The organism is Shewanella ulleungensis, from assembly GCF_014648315.1.
In the GTDB taxonomy this organism is placed as follows: domain Bacteria; phylum Pseudomonadota; class Gammaproteobacteria; order Enterobacterales; family Shewanellaceae; genus Shewanella; species Shewanella ulleungensis.
In genome coordinates, this window is record NZ_BMQW01000005.1 from 61,488 (window position 1) to 82,475 (window position 20,988).

The 20,988-nt window shown below is 41.9% G+C and carries 21 protein-coding genes; 11 read left to right on the plus strand and 10 right to left on the minus strand.

Going from position 1 to position 20,988, the window contains the following annotated elements:
* Positions 1–64 precede the first annotated feature (64 nt).
* The 3 genes from IEY40_RS11030 to IEY40_RS11040 all read left to right on the plus strand — a co-directional run bounded on the left by IEY40_RS11030 (position 65) and on the right by IEY40_RS11040 (position 1,871).
* Positions 65–337, plus strand: coding sequence for a non-specific DNA-binding protein Hbs (locus IEY40_RS11030; protein ID WP_011638950.1), 273 nt, complete (start codon positions 65–67; stop codon positions 335–337).
* A gap of 400 nt (positions 338–737) precedes the next feature.
* Positions 738–1,424, plus strand: a complete 687-nt coding sequence (locus IEY40_RS11035; RefSeq protein ID WP_188956121.1) for a TorF family putative porin — start codon at positions 738–740, stop codon at positions 1,422–1,424.
* A gap of 270 nt (positions 1,425–1,694) precedes the next feature.
* Positions 1,695–1,871 carry a PA3496 family putative envelope integrity protein gene (locus IEY40_RS11040; protein ID WP_170293502.1) on the plus strand — a complete coding sequence of 59 codons (177 nt, stop codon included), beginning with the start codon at positions 1,695–1,697 and terminating at the stop codon, positions 1,869–1,871.
* Positions 1,872–1,922: 51 nt separating this feature from the next.
* Here the strand turns inward: IEY40_RS11040 and IEY40_RS11045 are convergent, their stop codons facing one another.
* A complete protein-coding gene (locus tag IEY40_RS11045; RefSeq protein ID WP_188956123.1) occupies positions 1,923–2,900 on the minus strand; it encodes a PDC sensor domain-containing protein in 978 nt (325 codons plus the stop codon).
* Between the two features lie 259 nt (positions 2,901–3,159).
* Between IEY40_RS11045 and IEY40_RS11050 the strand changes: the two genes are divergently transcribed.
* From IEY40_RS11050 to IEY40_RS11065, 4 genes are all read left to right on the plus strand, one after another.
* Positions 3,160–4,512 (plus strand): flavohemoglobin expression-modulating QEGLA motif protein, encoded by a 1,353-nt coding sequence (locus IEY40_RS11050; protein ID WP_188956125.1) that lies wholly within the window; start codon positions 3,160–3,162, stop codon positions 4,510–4,512.
* Positions 4,513–4,658: 146 nt separating this feature from the next.
* A complete protein-coding gene (locus IEY40_RS11055; protein WP_188956127.1) occupies positions 4,659–5,618 on the plus strand; it encodes an HlyD family secretion protein in 960 nt (319 codons plus the stop codon).
* The gene (locus IEY40_RS11060) at positions 5,615–6,592 is read left to right on the plus strand and encodes an ABC transporter ATP-binding protein (RefSeq protein WP_188956129.1); all 978 of its coding nucleotides are present in this window, start codon (positions 5,615–5,617) and stop codon (positions 6,590–6,592) included. Before IEY40_RS11055 ends, IEY40_RS11060 begins: the two co-directional genes overlap by 4 nt.
* A gap of 4 nt (positions 6,593–6,596) precedes the next feature.
* A complete protein-coding gene (locus IEY40_RS11065) occupies positions 6,597–7,715 on the plus strand; it encodes an ABC transporter permease (RefSeq protein ID WP_188956131.1) in 1,119 nt (372 codons plus the stop codon).
* 40 nt (positions 7,716–7,755) lie between these two features.
* On the opposite strand, the gene IEY40_RS11070 is transcribed toward IEY40_RS11065, so the two are convergent.
* The 9 genes from IEY40_RS11070 to metB form a co-directional block, all read right to left on the minus strand.
* Positions 7,756–8,154 carry a hypothetical protein gene (locus tag IEY40_RS11070; RefSeq protein ID WP_188956133.1) on the minus strand — a complete coding sequence of 133 codons (399 nt, stop codon included), beginning with the start codon at positions 8,152–8,154 and terminating at the stop codon, positions 7,756–7,758.
* Positions 8,155–8,330: 176 nt separating this feature from the next.
* Entirely contained in the window at positions 8,331–9,695 is a 1,365-nt protein-coding gene (locus IEY40_RS11075; protein ID WP_188956135.1) for an alanine/glycine:cation symporter family protein, read from the minus strand.
* Positions 9,696–9,895: 200 nt separating this feature from the next.
* Entirely contained in the window at positions 9,896–10,429 is a 534-nt protein-coding gene (locus IEY40_RS11080; protein WP_188956137.1) for an SRPBCC family protein, read from the minus strand.
* 108 nt (positions 10,430–10,537) lie between these two features.
* Entirely contained in the window at positions 10,538–10,789 is a 252-nt protein-coding gene (locus IEY40_RS11085; RefSeq protein WP_188956139.1) for a cysteine-rich CWC family protein, read from the minus strand.
* A gap of 159 nt (positions 10,790–10,948) precedes the next feature.
* Positions 10,949–11,833, minus strand: a complete 885-nt coding sequence (gene metF, locus IEY40_RS11090) for a methylenetetrahydrofolate reductase (protein ID WP_188956141.1) — start codon at positions 11,831–11,833, stop codon at positions 10,949–10,951.
* Between the two features lie 316 nt (positions 11,834–12,149).
* The gene (locus IEY40_RS11095) at positions 12,150–12,635 is read right to left on the minus strand and encodes a VOC family protein (protein WP_188956551.1); all 486 of its coding nucleotides are present in this window, start codon (positions 12,633–12,635) and stop codon (positions 12,150–12,152) included.
* 221 nt (positions 12,636–12,856) lie between these two features.
* The gene (locus IEY40_RS11100) at positions 12,857–13,444 is read right to left on the minus strand and encodes a 3'-5' exonuclease (RefSeq protein WP_188956143.1); all 588 of its coding nucleotides are present in this window, start codon (positions 13,442–13,444) and stop codon (positions 12,857–12,859) included.
* An 80-nt stretch (positions 13,445–13,524) separates the two neighbouring features.
* Positions 13,525–15,918, minus strand: a complete 2,394-nt coding sequence (locus IEY40_RS11105; RefSeq protein ID WP_188956145.1) for a bifunctional aspartate kinase/homoserine dehydrogenase II — start codon at positions 15,916–15,918, stop codon at positions 13,525–13,527.
* 94 nt (positions 15,919–16,012) lie between these two features.
* Entirely contained in the window at positions 16,013–17,176 is a 1,164-nt protein-coding gene (gene metB / locus IEY40_RS11110; RefSeq protein ID WP_188956147.1) for a cystathionine gamma-synthase, read from the minus strand.
* A gap of 211 nt (positions 17,177–17,387) precedes the next feature.
* Here metB and metJ point away from each other — a divergent pair, with 211 nt between their 5' ends.
* The 4 genes from metJ (at position 17,388) to IEY40_RS11130 (ending at position 20,966) form a co-directional block, all read left to right on the plus strand.
* Entirely contained in the window at positions 17,388–17,702 is a 315-nt protein-coding gene (gene metJ / locus IEY40_RS11115) for a met regulon transcriptional regulator MetJ (RefSeq protein ID WP_160056923.1), read from the plus strand.
* Positions 17,703–17,771: 69 nt separating this feature from the next.
* On the plus strand, positions 17,772–18,512 hold the full coding sequence (locus IEY40_RS11120) for a sulfite exporter TauE/SafE family protein (RefSeq protein ID WP_188956149.1): 741 nt from the start codon (positions 17,772–17,774) through the stop codon (positions 18,510–18,512).
* A 262-nt stretch (positions 18,513–18,774) separates the two neighbouring features.
* Positions 18,775–19,104, plus strand: coding sequence for a c-type cytochrome (locus IEY40_RS11125; RefSeq protein ID WP_188956151.1), 330 nt, complete (start codon positions 18,775–18,777; stop codon positions 19,102–19,104).
* A 149-nt stretch (positions 19,105–19,253) separates the two neighbouring features.
* Positions 19,254–20,966 carry a DUF3373 domain-containing protein gene (locus IEY40_RS11130; RefSeq protein WP_188956153.1) on the plus strand — a complete coding sequence of 571 codons (1,713 nt, stop codon included), beginning with the start codon at positions 19,254–19,256 and terminating at the stop codon, positions 20,964–20,966.
* Positions 20,967–20,988: the final 22 nt, after the last annotated feature.

Consider the following 20,988-nt stretch of genomic DNA (forward strand, 5'->3'; position numbering starts at 1 on the left):
CATGGCTTGTGGCATGTTAATGATGTTTTAAAAAACACTTCTATGGAAAGCAGAGAATATCAATATGAACAAAAGTGAATTAATAGCAAAAATCGCAGAAAATGCAGAACTAACTAAAGCTGAAGCTGGCCGCGCACTAAAATCTTTCGAAGAAGCGGTAACTGAAGCCATGAAAAATGGTGACAAGATTTCAATCGTTGGTTTTGGTTCATTTGAAACCACTCAACGTGCAGCTCGTACTGGCCGTAACCCACAAACAGGCAAAGAAATTCAAATCGCAGCAGCGACAGTGCCTAAGTTTAAAGCCGGTAAAACATTAAAAGACAGTGTGAATTAATTTTCGCTAATGCCTTTTGACGAAAACCTCCCTTGGGAGGTTTTTTTATATCTCATATTCCGCTCCTTACTTACACCACTGAACCAGCCTTACCCACAGCACCTTACCCCTTTAGCGACAGACTACATATTCCGATAGGATTTGTATTAGCGCCTTAAACAAATTGAGAGCGCCCTACCCCTAAAACATGCTCACTCTTTGCACAAAATAAGTGCAGCACTGCATCATAAAGCCGCAAGCTTAATGCTTCAAAATGTAGCATTAAAACTCAACATACTGATTTAAAACAATTAAAAAAAGTGGCATGCGATTCGCTAATTACTCATCAGACAAAACCAACATTGAGTATGTTTAAGTATAAATAAATGACTCAGTGACAATAAAACGTTAAGGGATGAAGATGAAAAAATCACTATATCAAGCAATTGCGTTATCAACAGGCTTACTATTGAGCGGCAGTGCCCTTGCAGAAGTCACTGGCAATATTGGCGCGACGTCTAACTACTTATGGCGCGGTACGACGCAAACCAGTAATGAAGCGGCAATTCAAGGTGGGCTAGATTACGCACACGATTCAGGTTTTTATGCCGGTACTTGGGCTTCAAACGTCGATTTTGGAGATGAAACAAGCTACGAGTTAGATTTCTATGGTGGTTACGGCGGTAACTTCACAGAAGACCTAACTTACGATGTAAGCTACCTTTACTACGCTTACCCTGATGCTGAAGCAAGCATTGATTTTGGTGAAATCTCTTTCGTACTCGGCTGGAAATGGTTAGACGTTGGATACTCTCAAGTTGTTAATGCAGACTCTGATGTATCAGGCGCATCAGACGAAAAAGATTGGAGTTATATCCAAGCTAACGCTAGCTTCCCATTAACTGAAAAGTTAAGCGTAGCGTTTCACTACGGTTACTCACAGGGTGATGTAGTAGAAGATTTATTTGGCGATACTTACACAGACTACAACGTGACATTAAGCGCAGAAACAGACATTGGTACAGTGTCGTTCATGGCGTCTGATACTGACCTACCAGACAGCGATGCTAAAATTGTTTTAGGCTACTCATATGGCTTTACGCTATAAGATATCCGCAATAAAATTGAGCTATCCTGCTCTTTTTATTTAAAAAAATGCCATTGCCATACGCAATGGCATTTTTTGTCTTGGCGATATATGTCACAAATTTTAGCGGGCTATATAGCAACAAAAAATTTTAATGCTAAGCTCAAAATGAAAGGTGAAAATAGCTGTCCATATCAGACAAAAAATTTTACTTTTCTATTGGTGTTTTTTTAGTTAGAAAGTGCTCATTGAATTCGTTTCGTTTTTACCATTCAACTTGAGGGTTTCGTTATGGCTAATCTTACAGATCGAGTGCCAGATGACACAGAAATTGACGCGATGACAACGCCTAGAGGCAGTAAGTCAACCGAGTCATTACAGCATAAGCGTCAAATCAAACGTAGGTTAGAGGATTTTCTCGAGCAGGCGCAATTACGCAAAGCAATTGGTGATGACGACTTTTTCTAATAAAAAGGGATAAACATTGTGTTTATCCCTTCTTCGTATATCTCCACGCCGTTATGGAATGTTTTTTTCTACTCTACCGCCATGCCTGTTTGCCTGAGTTTGCGTTAACAACAATTCAGCTTTTGCGCCAAGGTAAACATAAATGCCTAGGCCGACCAACAACCCCACGACGGCAAGCATCATTAAAATAGCAGGTTCAATATATTGTTTCTCACCTAATGATGCTTTAAACATTGTCAGTAAGGCTTCAATCGATATCGCGATTAAAATAGTCGAAATAAATCGGGTAATGGTTCTACGAGTCGAGCTGTGCCTAAAAATATCTTTATGCATAAGCACTTCCTCTTCCAATATGGTCTTACCCAAGTCGAAAATGGCCAGTGCCAAAGTTAAAAAGATAATAATTCCAAAGGGCTGTAGCGGATCACGTCGTGCAGACGCTTGGCTAAAGAGCTCGTAAATATCTAATGTGACTGTCCACATTAGTACGGTCACCAACACAAAAAGACACAACACAATGGCAGCATAAATACTCTTAAAGAATGGCGACATTTTACGCCTTGCACTGTCCCCCATCATAAACTCAATGAGCCGAGTTAAATTAACATCTATCACCACAATCCCCGTCTCACCCGTTGATGAAGTTAAGATTTGCGACGCCGATAAACACAAACCACCACCAGCATTAGATAAATAAGGCCGGGTAATATGTGCAGTATTGGCTTGAGAGAGTTGAGTAAAATAAGGCCGCTGACTTCTATCGGCCTTTTTACCATTATTGAGTAGCTTAACCTGTTGATTAACAACACTGATATTAGGGCTAACCTGTATTCCTTGTTCATCGAGCAAGTAAATGAGTTCCACAAATGGATAACTCACCGCCATATCTTCAAACACTTTTGCTGAAACAGGCTTATCGAATAAATTGACATCACCTACACCCACTAAAATGGACTCAAGCAGTTCGTGTACTAGATTTTCGTATTCGTGATAACGCTCAATCACGCTTAAATAACTCATTGCAGCCATATGCTGTCCTCTTAATCGACACGACAATTAAGCAAAGCAGTTTTGATGCCAACAAGTAAAACCTTTATTTTCAATACTATACAATATAAATTAATATCGCTTTTACTCCTTCAACACGCAACCTGCACCAAAACAGGGCTTATAACGCTATATTTTTTCATTGCTATTTTGTGATCGACTTCTGCTAATATAAGTTTATTAGCATCAGGGATATGCCACAAAACATCATGGCACAGGTTTTCTAGATTAGGAAAAGACAATGTCTGACTCTTTATTGCGTTATCAGCAAGATATTCGTCGTTTTTCTGATGAATTAATTCGTATCCAAGCACCCATTAAAATTTTAGATTCAATTAAGTGGCCTAAACAAATTGAAGATGACTTTTTAGCCAAGCAAACTAAAGTATTGCCCAATGTCAGTAATGATTTTTATCAATCGATTCCGTTGTCATTTAATGCCGCTCAAACCCAAACCGATCTACAAGGTTTAAAAAGTGCCATTGAACGAGGCCTGGGTAAACGCGATAAATTAGGCAAAATTCTCCTGGCTAACATTGATCAATATCGAATCGTGATCGACATGCTGCATAATCGCGGTAACCCTACCTTTGGAAAACTCAGCCAAGAGCTATACGGCAGTGCAAGCCATAAATTGCATGGCGACCGTCATACACTTCGCCAATTAGGCGACCGCTTAAGTCATATTTTCTCGTTGCCAGCAGCGCGCCATATGAGTAATCGTCATCCTAAAATCATTACCGCCCCAGAAGCCGTTAACGTACTGAGTGATCGCTTAGTCAAGTATTTCCATAACGATGAAATTCACGTCAAATTAAGTGATGGTATTGCCTCTGACGCTGCAGTCGGTGGTGATACAGTTAAACTGAATACTAGCGCAATGTTTAGTGAATCTGATCTTAATGTGTATGAAGTTCATGAGGGCTGGGTTCATGTGGGCACTACGCTCAATGGTCGTGCTCAACCACATGCAACTTGGCTCAGTGTCGGGTCGCCACGGGTTACAGCTTCGCAAGAAGGCCTAGCCGTACTAATGGAAATGCTCACTTTAAGCTCAAACCCCGGACGTGCTCGTCGTATTAGCGACCGAGTTTCTGCGGTCGATATGGCAGAACAAGGCGCCGACTTTATCGAAGTGTATCGCTACTTTAGAAACCTTAATTTAAGTTCAAAAGACAGTTACCGAGTCACTCAACGGGTGTTTCGTGGCGGCATGGTCGCTGGCGGTAGCTTTTTTACTAAAGATATCTCCTATGTACGCGGTTATGTGGAAAATATTAACTTTATTCGCAGTGCCATTAGCACTGGCTTGCCAGAACTGATCCCGATGTTATTTTTAGGCAAGCTCGCGATCGAAGATATTCCGGTTCTTTATCAAGCTTACCAAGATGGCATCATTGCCAAGCCGAAATATTTACCGCCGATGTTTGAAGACATCAGTGGCCTTTATGCTTGGTTTGGTTTTGCTTCAGGGATCGGTAATATTGATCTTAAAGGGGTACAACGACACTTTGCTCGCCAATTTAAACACGTGGCACCATCACTGGCTGTCGACTTGTTTGAAGACTCAGAATTTGACAATAACTTTGAGTAATTATTACCGGTTAATTATTACCGATTAATTGCTATTGGCGAGTCTCATTTTCTAAGACTCATTGGCTAAGTGTGGCGTAAATCACACTTAGCTGGCTCATCAAATGCAATGCTATAGTGTAATCATATCCTTATATGAGACTTGCTATGAAGCATCTGCTATTTTCAGCGTTCTTATCCAGTGTAATAATCCTCAGTGGTTGCACACAGTCCACGCCCGACCAAGCCTTAGGGACCTTAGAGCGCGATCGCGTACTCCTGCGCGCGACAGCCGCTGAAATCATTACCGCCCAACCCATCAAAAAAGGCATGTTAATTAATCAAGGAGATTTATTAGTTCAATTTGATACACACAAGCAAGCTGCACGCTTAGCCGTTATGCAAGCCGAAGTGGTTAAAGCAAAAGCCTATTTATTAAAGCTTACCAATGGCGAGCGACCAGAAGACATAGCCAGTGCAAACTCGGCATTAAAAAGTGCCAATGCCGCCAAGATTGAAGCGCAAAAATCCTATCAACGTACAGCCAGTTTATTGGTTAAACGTTTAGTCAGCGAAGCCGAACGCGATCGGGCTTTAGCCCTTAGAGATCAAACGACTGCCGAATACGATGCTGCAAACGATCGCTTAACGGTTTTAATCAAAGGTGTTCGCCAAGAAGATATCTTTCAAGCTCAAGCGGCACTTGATGCCGCCACTGCAAATTTAAGCTACGAGCAACAGGTTTATAGCGATTTGAGTATCCGCGCTACACGCAGCGGAAAATTAGACAACTTGCCATACAATATCGGCGAACGTGTTCCCCTGAGTGCTGTTGTGGCGGTAATCCAGGCCGATGCCGCGCCTTATGCCAGAGTGTATATCCCTGAGCCTTACGCCGCTAAACTGACGATAGGCCAAAGCATGTCGGTAAAGGTAGACGGTATCGATAACAGCTTTAACGGCACGCTTCGTTGGATAAGCACCGAACCGGCATTCACGCCCTATTACGCACTCAACCAAACGGATCGTTCGCGACTGGCCTTTTTAGCTGAAGTCAATTTAGATAACACCGCCAGTAAACTCCCTACAGGTATTCCTGTTCAAGTTATTTTACCGGCTAAAAAATGAAGCCATCGACAGACCCTCACTGGGTAATTCAAGCACATAATCTCACTAAACGGTTTGGCGACTTTGCTGCAGTTGAACACTTAAATTTATCTGTGCCTAAAGGCCATATATATGGCTTCTTAGGTCCCAACGGCTGTGGTAAATCCACGACGATTAGAATGCTAACCGGCTTATTAACACCTAGCGAAGGAGAGATTAATGTCATGGGATTAGCTATCCCTAGACAAGCAGAAGCGTTACGTCATCAGATAGGTTACATGACGCAGAAATTTTCGTTATATGACGATCTCACCGTCAAAGAGAACCTGCAATTTATTGGACGAATTTATGGCATCAATGCAGATCAATGTAAAAAGCGGATTGATCAACTACAAAGCACTTATAAGCTCAATCAATATCAACACCAATTAGCCGGTACACTCAGCGGCGGGCAACGGCAACGACTTGCACTGGCATGCGCCTGTTTAAATCAACCTTCACTACTATTTCTAGATGAGCCAACTTCAGCGGTCGACCCACAAAATCGACGCGACTTTTGGGAGCAGTTATTTGACTTATCAGAGCAAGGTACCAGTATTTTAGTGACCACTCACTATATGGATGAAGCCGAGCGCTGCCATAAAATCGCCATTATGGAAAAAGGTCACATTAGAGCCGATGACACACCAAAATCATTAATGGACAACATCAATGCCCACGTTGTTGAAATCACCACAACTGATTTAAGGCAATTAAAACAAATGCTAATTGCCATTGAGCACATCACCTCAGCAGCGCAATTAGGCCATCGCCTACGAGTATTAGTGAGTAAGAATATCAGCGATCCCATCCCCTGGATATTGCATCAATGCCAGCAGCACAATCGCCAACTGAACCCGCAAGACGTACGCCTAGTAAGCGCTAATCTAGAAGACGTGTTTGTGAGCCACACGGGGCAGCCAGTATCAGCCCAACATATGCAACACGAGGGCTAATATCATGGCTAGTTTGTTAAACAGCTTTCGTCATAGCTACTTGCGCATTTATGCCATTACTGCCAAAGAAATAAAACAACTGAGCCGCGATCGCATTACCTTTGCAATGGTCATTATGATCCCGCTCATTCAATTGCTGTTATTTGGCTATGCCATCAATACTGATGTGCGTGCAATTCCCGTGGCTATTGTTGACCAAATTGATTCTGCTGCAGGGCGCTGGATAGTTGAAGCGGTTAAAGTGACTCAAGTGGTGGAGGTAAAACAATATTTAACTACTGCAGAGCAAGCACAGGCCGCCATTAGGCGAGGCGACATTAAAGCCGCGTTAATTTTACCGCCAACGTTAACTGAAAAATTAGCGCATAACGAACCTATAGGGCAATGGATTGTCGATGGTTCAGATACCATGATAGCTGGTGCGATAAAACAGCTCAAAAACTTGTCGCTAAATGATATTGTACCAGAACAAACCAGCAGCCAATCCCGGTTTGAAGTGAGCCTTTTTTATAATCCAGAGCAACGATCGGCGGTCAATATTGTGCCGGGACTCATCGCCGTGATCCTTACCATGACCATGGTGTTATTTACGTCGTCCGCCATTGTGCGAGAACGAGAGCGCGGCAATTTGGAGTTATTGATCACCACCCCAATTAAACCGCTTGAATTAATGATAGGTAAAATTTTACCGTACATTGTTATTGGCCTTATACAAATGACCATTATTCTAGGTTTAGGTAATCTTATTTTTGCCGTGCCAATTAATGGGGCTATTAGCCATTTACTTTTGGGTACATTACTGTTTATTACGGCAAGCTTAACCCTAGGTTTAATCATTTCAACTATTGCACACACTCAACTTCAAGCCATGCAAATGACCATTTTTATCTTGCTCCCTACCATATTGTTGTCGGGATTTATCACCCCACTAGAAGCCATGCCAACCACAGCCCAATGGATTGCAGAAGCACTACCTGGCACCCACTTTATGCGGGTCATTCGGGCAATAGTGTTAAAAGGAGCGACCATAGGTGAGCTAATCAAGGATATTTTATGGTTAGTGGGATTTACGTTAATTGGATTGTGGGTAGCAGCTAAGCGCTTTAATAAGCGCTTAGATTAGTACCTATTACTGAGCAGCAATAGGCTAAACCTGTGATGAATTAAAAGCCTCTATCAATACTATAAGCTTCGCCATTACATTCTAAATAAGCACTACAAGATGGATCAACAAGGCGACCGCATTGCTTCATCACAATCGCATTTCCCCCGCGCTGCGACACTTGCACCTTAAGTGACTTCGCCATAGACGACAAACTGGGTAAATTATCCAATTTCGCAGGGTTTAATGAGTTTTCGCAATAATATGTCGTGACTTCACCTAAAAACCTCGCTTTAAACCTCGACATCTCTGCAGAGGTATATGTGTCCACATTACCAGCCTTTACATTACCTATCGCGATATCGCCCGCATTGGTTCTCAATCCAATATTAGAGCAACCAGATATAAGTAACGCCGCGAATGCGGTTGCGCCTAGCGTGGCAAAAAATGCTTTTTTCATGTAAAAATCCTTTTAAAAAAAGCATGCTCACTAAAAATAATGAACATGCCTAAACTGAGTACCCAATTGATTAGCGTCTCTAACAGAGCTTATTGATTATAAGATTAATTTAAAGCAGAAGTTCAACTGTCCTCATTAATCCTGCCTAATAAGCTCTTTGTAGTTAGCAAATTACATTAGCTCTGCGCTTTGAGTGCACGCTGCTTGATAAAGTACTCTCGGGTTAAACTAAATACAACTGGACTAAGTAACACTAACGCGATTAAGTTTGGAATTGCCATCATGGCATTTAGTGTATCGGCTAATAACCAAATAAACTCTAAAGAACTCACCGCACCTAATGGCACAACTAAAGTCCAAATTAAACGAAATGGCTTAATGGCTTTGTCACCTAACAGATATTGAACACACTTTTCGCTATAAAAGCTCCAACCTAAAATGGTGGTAAAGGCAAAAATAGCCAATGCGATAGCCACAATATAATTACCCATTGGCAATGCATGAGAAAAAGCAAACGAGGTTAATGCCGCGCCATTTTCGCCCGATGTCCAAGCACCTGAAACCACAATAGCTAAACCGGTAATTGAGCAAACAATTAAGGTATCGATAAATGTACCTAACATAGCCACTAAGCCTTGCTTTACCGGATTATTAGTTTGTGCTGCAGCGTGAGCGATAGGTGCACTACCTAAGCCTGCTTCATTTGAAAACACACCACGAGCGACACCAAAACGAATCGCCGCCCATACCGCTGCGCCTGCAAAACCACCTTGGGCAGCAACTGGGTTAAATGCACTTTCAATAATTAACATAAAAGCCGCGGGGACTTGGTCGGCGTAAACAACTAATACAGCAATACCCGCGGTAATATAAAACACCGTCATTAATGGCACTAACTTACCGGCAACTTCAGCAATACGCTTAATACCGCCCATTAGTACCGCACCAACCAATACCATTAGTACCAGGCCTGTCACCCAATTTGGTACGCCAAAGTTACTGCTCATGGCATCGGCAACTGAGTTAGCTTGTACTGTATTACCAATACCAAAACCGGCAATAGAACCAAAAATAGCAAAGGCTGTACCTAACCAAGCCCACTTGCTGCCTAAGCCATTTTTAATGTAATACATTGGGCCACCAACATGGTTGCCGTTAGCATCTGTCTCACGATATTTTACCGCCAGTACGGCTTCAGAAAACTTGGTAGCCATACCTACGAGCGCAGTACACCACATCCAAAATAACGCGCCAGGGCCGCCAATAAAGATTGCAGTGGCAACGCCCGCAATATTACCCGTGCCTATCGTTGCAGATAGCGAAGTCATTAACGCATTAAACGGACTCACATCGCCTTTTTCGCTTTCGTCAGTCACTTGACGACCAGACCATAATAATTTAAACCCGCGGCCAAGTTTTAAAATAGGCATGAGTTTTAGCCCAATAGACAGGAATAACCCTACGCCTAAAATCATAACCAGCATGGGGATCCCCCATACAATACCGTTGACCGTACTGACAAAACTTGTGATTGCTTCCATGTAAAACCTCATAATGAGTAATGACTAATGTCGAAGTTATTATTATTAGATGTTTGGTTATTTTTATTATCGTGACAACAGCCCAACTCCATTGCCATGATTGGATTTTTTAGATTACCCCGATTAAGTTAAACATGGCAACCCACTGAATGCTCTAATGAATCATCTTCACGATGACTAGAGTACAAACGCTATCTGAATTACTTTTCGAGTATCACTTTTAAAGTGTCTAAACCTTGCTGTAAATCAGCACCAATCATGGTTTCAAAATCAACAAATAGAAACATCAAGTTCATTGGATAAGCCATCTGGCCGTTAAAGTCCCAATCCACTTTAGTTTGATTACTATTCACAACTTCGGTTGTCATAAAAGCAGGTGAAGTTGCTTCAAACGGTGAGATAAATCGTAATTCAAAATCGATACGTTTACCTTCATCTATGGCGACAATCTCTTGCTCGCCGACACCAACTTCAGGATTTTCACTGGCCCATGCAGACACAAAACCGACAGTGGCGTCGGTGCCACGATACATTTTGACCATTTCTGGGTCTATTTGAGCCCATTTACTAAAATTATCTTGGTTTTTTAGATGTTTAATATAATCAAAAACCTCAGTAACAGGCTTGTCTATGGTAACAGTGCGGGTAACGGAGTAATCCGTTTTAATAAACAACGCGGCGATAAAAGGGATAGCGATAATGATTGCTAACCCTAAGAGAATTTTTTTAAACATTATTATTATCCTCAAATATTGAGGTTTTAGTATACCTACCAAGCGCTTGTAAACAACAAATAATTAACAATTCAAATGAGTGCAGACAACAATGACAAGAACGGCGGATCACGGGATGAATAATTGTACAGCAGACGGCTCTGTAGCTGTAATTAGTGCTATTTTCGCTAAGCAAGAAACACAGACACATTGATCTGAACGGATGCTCTTATCTGGATATGCCGTTACATACTGCTGAATCAACTCAACCGCATGATAAGAAGAATCGACACACCAACAACTTGAAATATCTTGTCCAAGCGCCATTGAGCAGGCATTTTGTTGATGACAAATCGGGCATAGACCCGCTAATTCCGACACATTATATTCCTCGCTAACATAATCAAACTAGCCGGCATGTTATAACGTTAAAGCATGAGGCGGTACTCAATAAACAGCGATATAAACACAATATAAATAAAAAAGCCTTCTGTAATCATGTTACAGAAGGCTTTTTCACGTCAATGTAGCCCAAAAATCTTACTTCGGACGCACACCTAATGTGTGGCAAATCGCATACGTTAACTCTGCACGGTTAAGGGTATAAAAATGGAAATCTTTAACGCCTTCACGAGCTAACACTTTAACCATATCAATTGCCACGTTTGCACCAACCAATTGACGTGTAGCCGGATCGTCATCTAAGCCTTCAAACTGGCGGTGTAACCAATGTGGTATGGCGACATTGGTCATATCGGCAAAACGTTTAGTCTGCTTAAAATTAGTCACAGGTAAGATCCCAGGAATAATCTCAACATCAATACCAGCGGTCACACAGCGATCCCGGAAACGTAAATAAGATTCAACATCATAGAAAAACTGCGTAATGGCGCGGTTAGCACCTGCATCAATTTTTTTCTTTAAGTTAATAAGATCAGCTTGAGCATTACGTGCATCAGGATGCACCTCAGGATATGCAGCAACCGAAATGTCAAAATCAGCAACAGAGCGAAGCAGACGTACTAAGTCATTAGCAAAACGGGTTGGTTTTGGGCTGCCGTCAGGTAAATCACCACGCAAAGCAACAATGTCTCTAATGCCTGTATTCCAATAATGTTTTGCTAACTCAATTAACTCTTCATCACTGGCATCAACTAGAGTTAAATGCGGCGCGGCTAGCAGGTTAGTTTCTTTTTGAATACGCTCAATCACACTGTGAGTACGATCGCGTACCCCAGAGTTAGCACCATAAGTTACCGACACAAACTTAGGGTTTAATGGTTCTAAACGACGAACAGAGTTCCACAAAATCTCTTCCATCTCAGGTGTTGAAGGCGGGAAAAACTCAAATGACACATTAATATCATTCAGCTCAGACAAGCTCTGATTTAACGACTGGGCATGTTGTGCATGATGAAAAGCCATAATGTATTCCTTCAACTTCTGTAACACTTCGGAGTCTATACCAAACGACTAACTTGATTAACTTAGGTTATTTTAACCAACCCATTTAGCCGTTTGGACGTCTATATGTCCATATACTAGTTTAACTGCATGCTAAGTCAAGCTAAAAAAACATCAATCACAAGATTTAGCGACAAACACACTTAACCCGCGAGTAAAATCGATGTAAATGAATCAATTTTCAAGACGTGATAGAAAACAGAATCAATAATATAAGTCTACTAAAAGCAAAAAAGCGACCTATGAGGTCGCTTTGGGTTTAGCTAAAATGTATCAATTACTCATAATCAGAAGCGTAAGTTTCTTCATAAGTATGCGAGTAAAACTCAAATAAATTGCCAAACGGATCTTCTAGATAAACCATTTTAGCTGGTTTGCTCTCATCTTCAGGGTGATAACGCATAATATCCATACGTACTTTGCCTCCATACTGTTCAGTACGCGCAATAGCCCCTTCAAAATCATCAGTTTGCAAACAAAAGTGGAAAATACCAAGACGCGTAAAGTCAACGTTGTGTCGTTCTTGACGATCGATCATTTCAAATAATTCAACACCAATACCGTCTGTTGTCACTAAATGCGCAATGTTAAAGCCTTTAAAACCCTCACCAAATACTGCAACACACATTTTACCGATTGCCGTTTGACGCTCTTCCTGTACTTTGGTATTACCCATGACCACTCGCAACCCTAGCGCTTTGGTATAAAACTCTACCGCTTTATCCATATCGCCAACCATCAAACCTACATGATTCATTTTCATCATTCGCTCCTAAAAAACATTAGTGATTAATTCGTCATTTGTTTCGATGGAATAATCTTACGGCGAATAAAACATTAATAAAAATTATCAAATCTTATTATATTAATAACTATAGATTATGATTATTTAGCTTTATTCTGCCGCCAAGCTTAGCAAATGTGAATGATGATAAAGCGAACACAAGTTTTTGAGTGGTGGATGGTGCCATATTAATAAGGCTATTAATGACTCTGCCGTTCAATTTCAAGCTCAATTAATAATGCAGAATGAGCGTCATTTGCCGCATACTTTTTCTGGTGATCATGTAGAGGGAATATTGACCAATTTGATTGCTGTGCACTCTTAGAAAGACGTTGTTTAAACAGCATCGCAACTGCAACTCTAGCACCAACACGTTGCTTCACATGGGCAAAACGCATCACTTTTAAAGCAAGCTCCTCTGTATTAACTAACGTAATACCAAATTTTCTCAAGAGTATTTTTCTGTCATCTTTTAAACCAAAGCCCACCTTTTTTATCATAGGATCCGATAGTATTTGAGCAATGTCAGTGAAGTGTTCATAAAACTGAGTAGGAAATAAAAACACTTTGGATTGAGTGGCGATTTGAATTAAATGAGGTCCATCACTGACCTCACCTTTTATAAAACAAGGTTTGCTCTCGGTATCGAATCCTAAACAAGAATGTGTTTTTAACTCTGCTATGGCACTAATCGCGTCAGCTTTGTTTGTAATAACGATGATATTCTCAAGCGCAATACCGTCATAAAGCGGTAAATCTCGAATTTGCTCCTTTGTTGGCCGTTGCATTGGATATCCTTTAAATACAAAACTGCACTAATAATAAAAGACAAAAAAAAAGACCATGTAACATGGTCTTTTCAGTCAGCTTACTCTTGCAGTAAGTCTTTACAAATATGAACTAAATCAGACTGTACTGCTGCAGCGGTTACCTCACGCCCAGCGCCTGGGCCGCGGATAATCAACGGGTTACCTTGATAAAATGCACTGCGAATAACAAACACATTATCGCCAGGAGTTAAGTTGGCGTAAGGATGATTATTGTCAACCCATTGTAAACCAACTTCGGCTTGCAGTTTACCCTCTACTTTATCTAACGAGGCCACGTAACGGAGCACTTTATTTTGCTCAGCAGCTGCAGCGTATTGCTGCAACAGAGCCTCATCTAACTCGCTAATACGCGGTAAAAAAGCGTCTAACGACAACTCAGCTAATGCCTTAGGCACTAACGAATTCAAAGTAATGTCATCGAGCTCAACCGCTAACCCAATCTCCCGAGCTAAAATAAGCAGTTTACGCTGCATATCTCGGCCAGATAAATCGTCGCGAGGATCAGGCTCAGTAATCCCTAAACCACGGGCCTCAAGCACTAATTCAGAAAACGGTTTACTGCCATCGTAGTTTTCAAATAGCCAACATAATGTACCAGAAAAAATCCCACCAACCGCTTCAATGGTATCGCCACTATTACGTAAATCGTTTAATGCATGTTGTATAGGTAAACCCGCGCCACAACTGGCGTTATAACGCCAAAATAAGCGACGATTGCTAAGCTGTTGCTTTAATTCGCGGTAAAAAGGTAATGGTCCAGAACCCGCCAGCTTGTTTGCACTCACCACATGAATGCCACGTGCAAATAACTCAGGATACTGCAACGTTAATGTTGCACTTGCACTGATGTCTAACGCGACAATTTCATCACAAGACAATTGCGCTAATTGCTCAAACAATGAATCGTAGTCCCAATCAGTAGCATGTGCTTGATAATCTTGCTGCCAATGATCAAGACGTATACCGTCATTTGAAATGAGTGCCTTTTGCGATCCAACCACACCTATCAGCTCTACCGACGCTTCAAGTTCGCGATCCAATGTGAGACTGGCACGCTTGAATAAATCTACCCAGGCTTCGCCAATATTGCCGACACCTAGCAGCAACACGCCGATGCGCATTCTTGGGCCTGCGCAACGTCGATGTACCTTTTGGGTTAACAAACTCACCTGCGCTTGAGGTACTAAGGTCACTAAGCTTAACGAGTCTTGATAAACAGGTTTGGCATCACGACTTAATAAACGGGCAAAGCTACGTCTAAAATGGTGGGCATCTGCACTGACCAAAGCCACTAAGCCTAGATCTGTTTGTATGGTTAATTCATCAATCGCCCATGTTTCGCCATGTTTAGCTAAAAGCACTTGAACCTGCTTTTGGCATTCAAGGGTAAATGCCAGTTCAAATTTATGTTGGGCTAGCTCCCAATATGCTAATGGCGTCAGGCCTGCTTCATCTAAAATAGTCAGCAATGGTGCAATGTCAGTATTCAGTTTAAAGCTAAATAACACCACTTGATTAAGGTTAGTCACCACTGGTGCACTAGCCGATGAGCTCAGGGGAGCAATTAACGTAAAATCGGTGTGAGATGCGTAGCTTGAACGAACGGCTAAGCTGACATCGGTGTTAAACAGCGGCTGCAAAGTACGTGAGTGCAAAACAGGCGAACCTAAACGCGCTAGGCGATCGGCCTCTGCTAAGGACATACTTTTTAATAATTTGGCATCATTAATCTTGTTAGGGTCAGCATTAAACACCCCTTCAACATCAGTCCAAATGGTAACGCGTTCAATGTCTGCCAAACTGGCAATTAGCGTGGCGCTAAAGTCTGAACCGTTACGGCCCAGTAATAAGGTGTCGCCATGGCGATTAGCACAAATAAAACCGGTAATCACTAAACGCTCTTGCGGATGCAAAGCCAACAAAGCTTGTACTTTGTCGCGCGACTCTTGCACTAAAATATTGGGTACAGAACCTTCTTCGGCAACCAAAATAGAACATGCATCAACATGAGTTGCTGCCACACCGGTTTCACGCAGTAATGCAGCCATTAAGCGTGCAGACCACCGCTCACCAAAGCTCACAACTTGATTCAACTGATAATCGTTGTGTTGTTCTAAAGACAACAAGCTAACTAATTGAGCTCTGTCAGTCGACAAGCGCTCACGCAAATCGCGCGCCTGCTCGTTTGACAAGAGTTGCTCAATTAACGTTTGTTGGTAACTAATGAGTACTTGCAGTTCTTCCTGCCAAAGTTGGCCGCTGTCACGCAAACTGAGTAATTTATATAAGAAGTTAGTCGTTTTACCGGCAGCAGACACCACTACAAGATCATCACTGTTACCGTGAGTCAGTAAAATATGGGCAACACGGCGATAACAATCAGCATCAGCTAAACTAGAACCACCAAACTTATGTAAATGACCTCGCGCCATTACGCACTCCTTAAACAACTACGACTTTTTTTATTGCGGCTGCTATTTTACTTTATTTAACAAAAACTACAGCTAACATAAACGTAAATTAAGCTTATTTAATTGCTGCAACTGCAGCTAAACCGGCTTTAATATCAGCAACTAAATCTTCAGCATCTTCAATTCCGACAGATAGTCTCAATAAAGTGTCTTTAATACCAGCCTCTTTGCGTGCTTCAGCATCCATTGCTCTATGAGTCATGGTGGCCGGAACGGCGACTAAACTTTCCACTCCGCCTAAACTTTCAGCAACACTGAACAAAGACAAGGCGTTTAAAAATGCGACCACTTCGGCCTCGCCACCGTCTAATTCAAAACTTAACATAGCGCCAAAGCCTTGTTGTTGTTTTGCCGCAATTTCGTGACCTGGATGGTCTTTTAAACCGGGATAGTACACTTTAGCAACCACGTCGCTGGCATTAAGTAATTCAACGATCTTTTGCGCATTACGTTGATGCTCTCGAATACGTACCGCAAGAGTGCGTAAACCGCGCAAGGTTAAATAACTGTCAAACGCAGAACCCGTTAATCCAAGCGTATTTGACCACCAATGTAATAGCTCACCTAATTCAGGATCTTTGGCAACAACCGCACCACCAACCACATCGCTGTGGCCATTAATGTATTTAGTGGTTGAATGAATAACGATGTCAGCCCCAAGCAATAACGGTTGCTGTAAAATGGGTGATAAAAAGGTGTTATCTACTGCAACTAATGCACCGACATCGCGGCAAGCGCGACTAATCGCTTCAATATCAACAACCCGCAGTAATGGATTTGATGGAGTTTCTAACCACATCAATTTAGGCTTTTGCGCTATGGCTTGAGCCAATGCTTGAGCATCGGTTTGATCGACAACCACTAATTTAAATTGGCCCTTTTTCGCCAAATTGGTAAATAAGCGATAACTGCCACCGTAACAATCGTGCGGAACCACTAATAAATCATCTGGGCCAAGTAAACTGGTCACTAGCGTAATGGCTGCCATGCCAGTGCATGTCACAACACCAGTGGCACCTTGTTCAAGTTTTGCCAGCGCATCACCTAATATGCAGCGAGTAGGATTGCCTGAACGGCTATAGTCAAATTCGCGCGGATTTTTGTGGCCGTCAAACGAATAATTAGTCGATAAATAAATCGGTGGGACTACGGCTCCGTGTTGTGTGTCTGATTCAATACCTTGACGAACGGCCAATGTGGCGCTTTGATGCTTAGTCATAAAGACTCCTAAAAAAATTCACAAACACACAAGTAGATGTCTAGACGTCTAAATTTACCTAAGAGGTTAGCCTACGTCAACCTAAATTAGACGTTTAGACGTCTAAACATAAAGAAATCTATTTGCAATCATCACTAAATAGTAGCAATAATTTGACTAGAGATTGTAAGGGGTTAAAATCTGCCCCGTATTTATCGTTAAGGGTAAGTTAATGACTGAGTGGAATGGCGAATATATCAGCCCATATGCCGAACATGGCAAAAAGAATGAACAAGTAAAAAAGATTACGGTTTCTATCCCTTTAAAAGTATTAAAAGTACTAACAGATGAGCGCACCCGTCGCCAGATAAACAATCTGCGTCATGCGACTAACAGTGAACTGTTATGTGAAGCATTTTTGCATGCATACACAGGTCAACCATTACCTCATGACGGTGACTTATCTAAAGACGAACCGGATAGTATTCCAAGTGAAGCGAAAAAGTTAATGGATGAGATGGGTATTGAGTGGGAAGAAATGGAATAACCCACAGACTTAATCAACAGACTTTGAAGCGACCCTAATAAGAAGTCGTGATATTTTTATAGAGAAATTATGATGTCATTTATCGATCCATCTACATTGATACTGGCATCAGCTATCGTTTTTTTTGGCGCGCTAACTCAAAGCTTAATTGGCTTTGGGTTAGCCGTTGTTGCAAGCCCTCTTTTATATATCGTTAACCCCCAACTTGTGCCCGTACCGATTATTGTCATGGGATTTGCCATTTCGGCAATGACCTTATATAGGGAACGTGGTCACCTGCAATTTAACGGGTTGCAATATGCCTTACTTGGACGGATCCCCGGTGGATTTGTTGGCGCAGGGTTATTGCTATTTGCTCCACAAGCCATACTCGGCTTAATTATTGCCGCTATCGTGTACATTGCCGTTATTCTTAGCGTGTACAAATTTACCGCCCCAATCAACCGTGTGAGCTTATTTATTGCTGGAGTATTCTCCGGTATTTTTGGCAACATCGCCGCCATTGGTGGCCCACCGATGGCGATTTTATTAGCCGGACAAGATGCCAGCCAATTTAGAGCCGCATTGTCAGCTTTTTTTGTATTTAGTTCACTGATTGCTTTAGCTATTTTAGCAGCTGTTGGTTTAGTGGAGATAAAACATTTGTGGTTGTCACTGATGTTATTACCATCTGTGATTGGCGGCTATCTTGTCTCTGGTTTATTAATCAACCATGTCGATAAAAACAAAACCCGCATAGCGACTCTAGTGTTATGCAGTGTCAGCGCAACAGTATTAGTAGTTAAATCGATTAGTGCGCTCAATCACTAAATATTTAGCTCGCACCATCAACTATTTCTAGATAATCAACATCACGGTGTGCCCTAACAAGCTCTCCCCAAATAAGCAATAGATCTGGATCACACCCACTCCATTAGATTTTTTTCAATTAACTTTTTTTCAATTAGATTTCTCTCATGAATATGATCTACTTCAAATTAACAATACTCCTTTTTAGGTAACATTATTTACAGCAAAGAAATACAGCCATATTGCTACAGCACTACCTATAAAAAGCCCATAGAGGATAAACATGATGAACAATTATATGAAAGTTGGTATCGCAGTCGCTATTGCATTATCTCTCGGTAGCCAGGTCATGGCAGCCGATGGTGGCAACCCTAAAAAAGGTAAACACCTATACAAAAAAGAATGTAAAGCCTGTCACAGTGCCGATAGTGAAGGCCCTGAACTCACCCCAATGACCAAAACCATGAGCCAATGGGATCGTTTCTTCTCACGCGACAAACACAAAGCAAAACCTGCCGTTTTTGAAGCATTGTCTGAACAAGAACTAAAAGATATCCAACAGTTTTTGTATGACCATGCTGCCGACTCAGACCAGCCTGCAACCTGCGGCTAAGTCAATCCTGCTGATTTACGTTTAATCGTAAACACCAACATCAGCCAGTAACCGAATCGAAAAAAAACAATGGGGCTTAGCCCCAGGGAATCTTACAACCAAAATTTGCTTAATAGATTTAATTTTAGGCAAATATGGGGAGAAACATAATGAGAACACTTATCTCAATACTTGTTGCTAACGCGCTCTTTATGAGTAGTGCAGCCATAGCAACTGACACCGATGTACAAAAAATTGCCGAGCTAGAAAAGCAGTTGGCCGAAATATCTGAAGATTTAGATTACTTAAACTCACGCGTTGACAAAACCGAACGTCATAGCGCATTAGACAGAATCGAAATTACCGGTGACTTCAGGACTAAAGCGCATTCATTGCACTATCAAAATGTCACCTGGAATCCTGCAATGAACGTCAACTTTTCTGACTTCGCCGCTAAAGCAATGGCAGGTGAATTTGGCGATCCAAGCAGTGCCAGCTCGCCTTTAGGCCAAATGTTGATGGCTAACCCTGATTTAGCCGCCGCGTTTCAAAGCGGTATGCTTCAGGGAGTGATGCCAATGGCGTTGGGACAAAAAACCCAACAAGATATTGATAATGATATCTTTTACACTACCCGCCTTCGCCTAAATCTTAACGCAAAAGTGTGGGACAACGTGAGCTTTGCAGGGCGTCTTACCATGTTCAAAAGTTGGGGCGACTCAACAGGCGTTAAAGTATTTGATTCATGGAACTCATTTACCATGGACGGTACCAGCAGCGGCAGCACTAGTGGTGATGAATTAAAAGTCGAGCGAGCCTATTTTAACTGGAAAGACATTAATGGTAGCGGTGCATATCTTTCTATTGGACGCCGTCCTTCAACCTACGGCCCACCAAGCCACTACCGTGAAAATGAGCTTCGAGGAGGTACCCCATCTGGCCACTTAGTTAACTTTAACTTCGACGGTGCAACATTAGGGTATGACTTAACCGATATTACCGGCATTGAAGGCCAGACGGTCCGCTTCTGCTACGGCCAAGGCTTTGAATCACAATACGGCAACGGTGAATTATTTGGCGATATCATTACCAAAGATACCCATCTAGGTGGATTTAATATCGACGTCATTAATGATGGGAACCATTTCTTACAGTTCACCTTGTTCGGCGCCAAAGATGTAAACGATGGTTTTACTGGCACCATGGCATTCCCTACACAGCTCGCCAGTATTTTTGCACCAACCATGTATCAAGACATGCAAAAGTTTGAAAACTTTAACTTTGTCACTCGAGTACAACCTAGCGATGTCATTGGCGACATGTACCTAGGCGGTTTAGGTTATGCCTATGAATCTGACGAAGACATGAAGCTGTTTGCTTCACTCGGTTGGACCCGTGCTGAACCTAGCGGCAATGCAGGCATGTTCGGTGGAATGCTAAGTGATGCCGTATTTGAAGCGACATTAAATAGCACAGGTACTGAAATTATTATGGTGCCAACAGAAACTGTCGATAGCGATACAAAAGATGGTTACGGCGTATATGTGGGTATGCAAATTCCTGCACCATACGGCAAGTTTGGCCTAGAATATAACTATGGTTCTAAATACTGGAGCCCATTCACCCAAGCGCAAGATGACCCAATCGGCAGCAAATTAGCCACTCGAGGTCATGTTGCAGAAGCTTATTATATCTTTGATATTAATCCTAAAATGTTTATCAAGTTAGCCGGTTTGTATTATGACTATGAATACACCGGAAGTGGGTCTCCTGTTGGTGCACCACAAAAAGTAGACGATGTAATTGCCGGTACAGCTTACTCAATGCTACCAGTGGTTGACACCGCCTACGACATCAACGCATCACTGACCATTAACTTCTAACCTGAACTTCACATTGGTCCCC

Bases quoted from the DNA above. Each gene is read 5' to 3' on its own strand.
- IEY40_RS11030 (WP_011638950.1), top strand. From the start codon at position 65: ATGAACAAAAGTGAATTAATAGCAAAAATCGCAGAAAATGCAGAACTA.
- IEY40_RS11035 (WP_188956121.1), top strand. From the start codon at position 738: ATGAAAAAATCACTATATCAAGCAATTGCGTTATCAACAGGCTTACTA.
- IEY40_RS11040 (WP_170293502.1), top strand. From the start codon at position 1,695: ATGGCTAATCTTACAGATCGAGTGCCAGATGACACAGAAATTGACGCG.
- IEY40_RS11045 (WP_188956123.1), bottom strand. From the start codon at position 2,900: ATGGCTGCAATGAGTTATTTAAGCGTGATTGAGCGTTATCACGAATAC.
- IEY40_RS11050 (WP_188956125.1), top strand. From the start codon at position 3,160: ATGTCTGACTCTTTATTGCGTTATCAGCAAGATATTCGTCGTTTTTCT.
- IEY40_RS11055 (WP_188956127.1), top strand. From the start codon at position 4,659: ATGAAGCATCTGCTATTTTCAGCGTTCTTATCCAGTGTAATAATCCTC.
- IEY40_RS11060 (WP_188956129.1), top strand. From the start codon at position 5,615: ATGAAGCCATCGACAGACCCTCACTGGGTAATTCAAGCACATAATCTC.
- IEY40_RS11065 (WP_188956131.1), top strand. From the start codon at position 6,597: ATGGCTAGTTTGTTAAACAGCTTTCGTCATAGCTACTTGCGCATTTAT.
- IEY40_RS11070 (WP_188956133.1), bottom strand. From the start codon at position 8,154: ATGAAAAAAGCATTTTTTGCCACGCTAGGCGCAACCGCATTCGCGGCG.
- IEY40_RS11075 (WP_188956135.1), bottom strand. From the start codon at position 9,695: ATGGAAGCAATCACAAGTTTTGTCAGTACGGTCAACGGTATTGTATGG.
- IEY40_RS11080 (WP_188956137.1), bottom strand. From the start codon at position 10,429: ATGTTTAAAAAAATTCTCTTAGGGTTAGCAATCATTATCGCTATCCCT.
- metF (WP_188956141.1), bottom strand. From the start codon at position 11,833: ATGGCTTTTCATCATGCACAACATGCCCAGTCGTTAAATCAGAGCTTG.
- IEY40_RS11095 (WP_188956551.1), bottom strand. From the start codon at position 12,635: ATGAAAATGAATCATGTAGGTTTGATGGTTGGCGATATGGATAAAGCG.
- IEY40_RS11100 (WP_188956143.1), bottom strand. From the start codon at position 13,444: ATGCAACGGCCAACAAAGGAGCAAATTCGAGATTTACCGCTTTATGAC.
- IEY40_RS11105 (WP_188956145.1), bottom strand. From the start codon at position 15,918: ATGGCGCGAGGTCATTTACATAAGTTTGGTGGTTCTAGTTTAGCTGAT.
- metB (WP_188956147.1), bottom strand. From the start codon at position 17,176: ATGACTAAGCATCAAAGCGCCACATTGGCCGTTCGTCAAGGTATTGAA.
- metJ (WP_160056923.1), top strand. From the start codon at position 17,388: ATGACTGAGTGGAATGGCGAATATATCAGCCCATATGCCGAACATGGC.
- IEY40_RS11120 (WP_188956149.1), top strand. From the start codon at position 17,772: ATGATGTCATTTATCGATCCATCTACATTGATACTGGCATCAGCTATC.
- IEY40_RS11125 (WP_188956151.1), top strand. From the start codon at position 18,775: ATGATGAACAATTATATGAAAGTTGGTATCGCAGTCGCTATTGCATTA.
- IEY40_RS11130 (WP_188956153.1), top strand. From the start codon at position 19,254: ATGAGAACACTTATCTCAATACTTGTTGCTAACGCGCTCTTTATGAGT.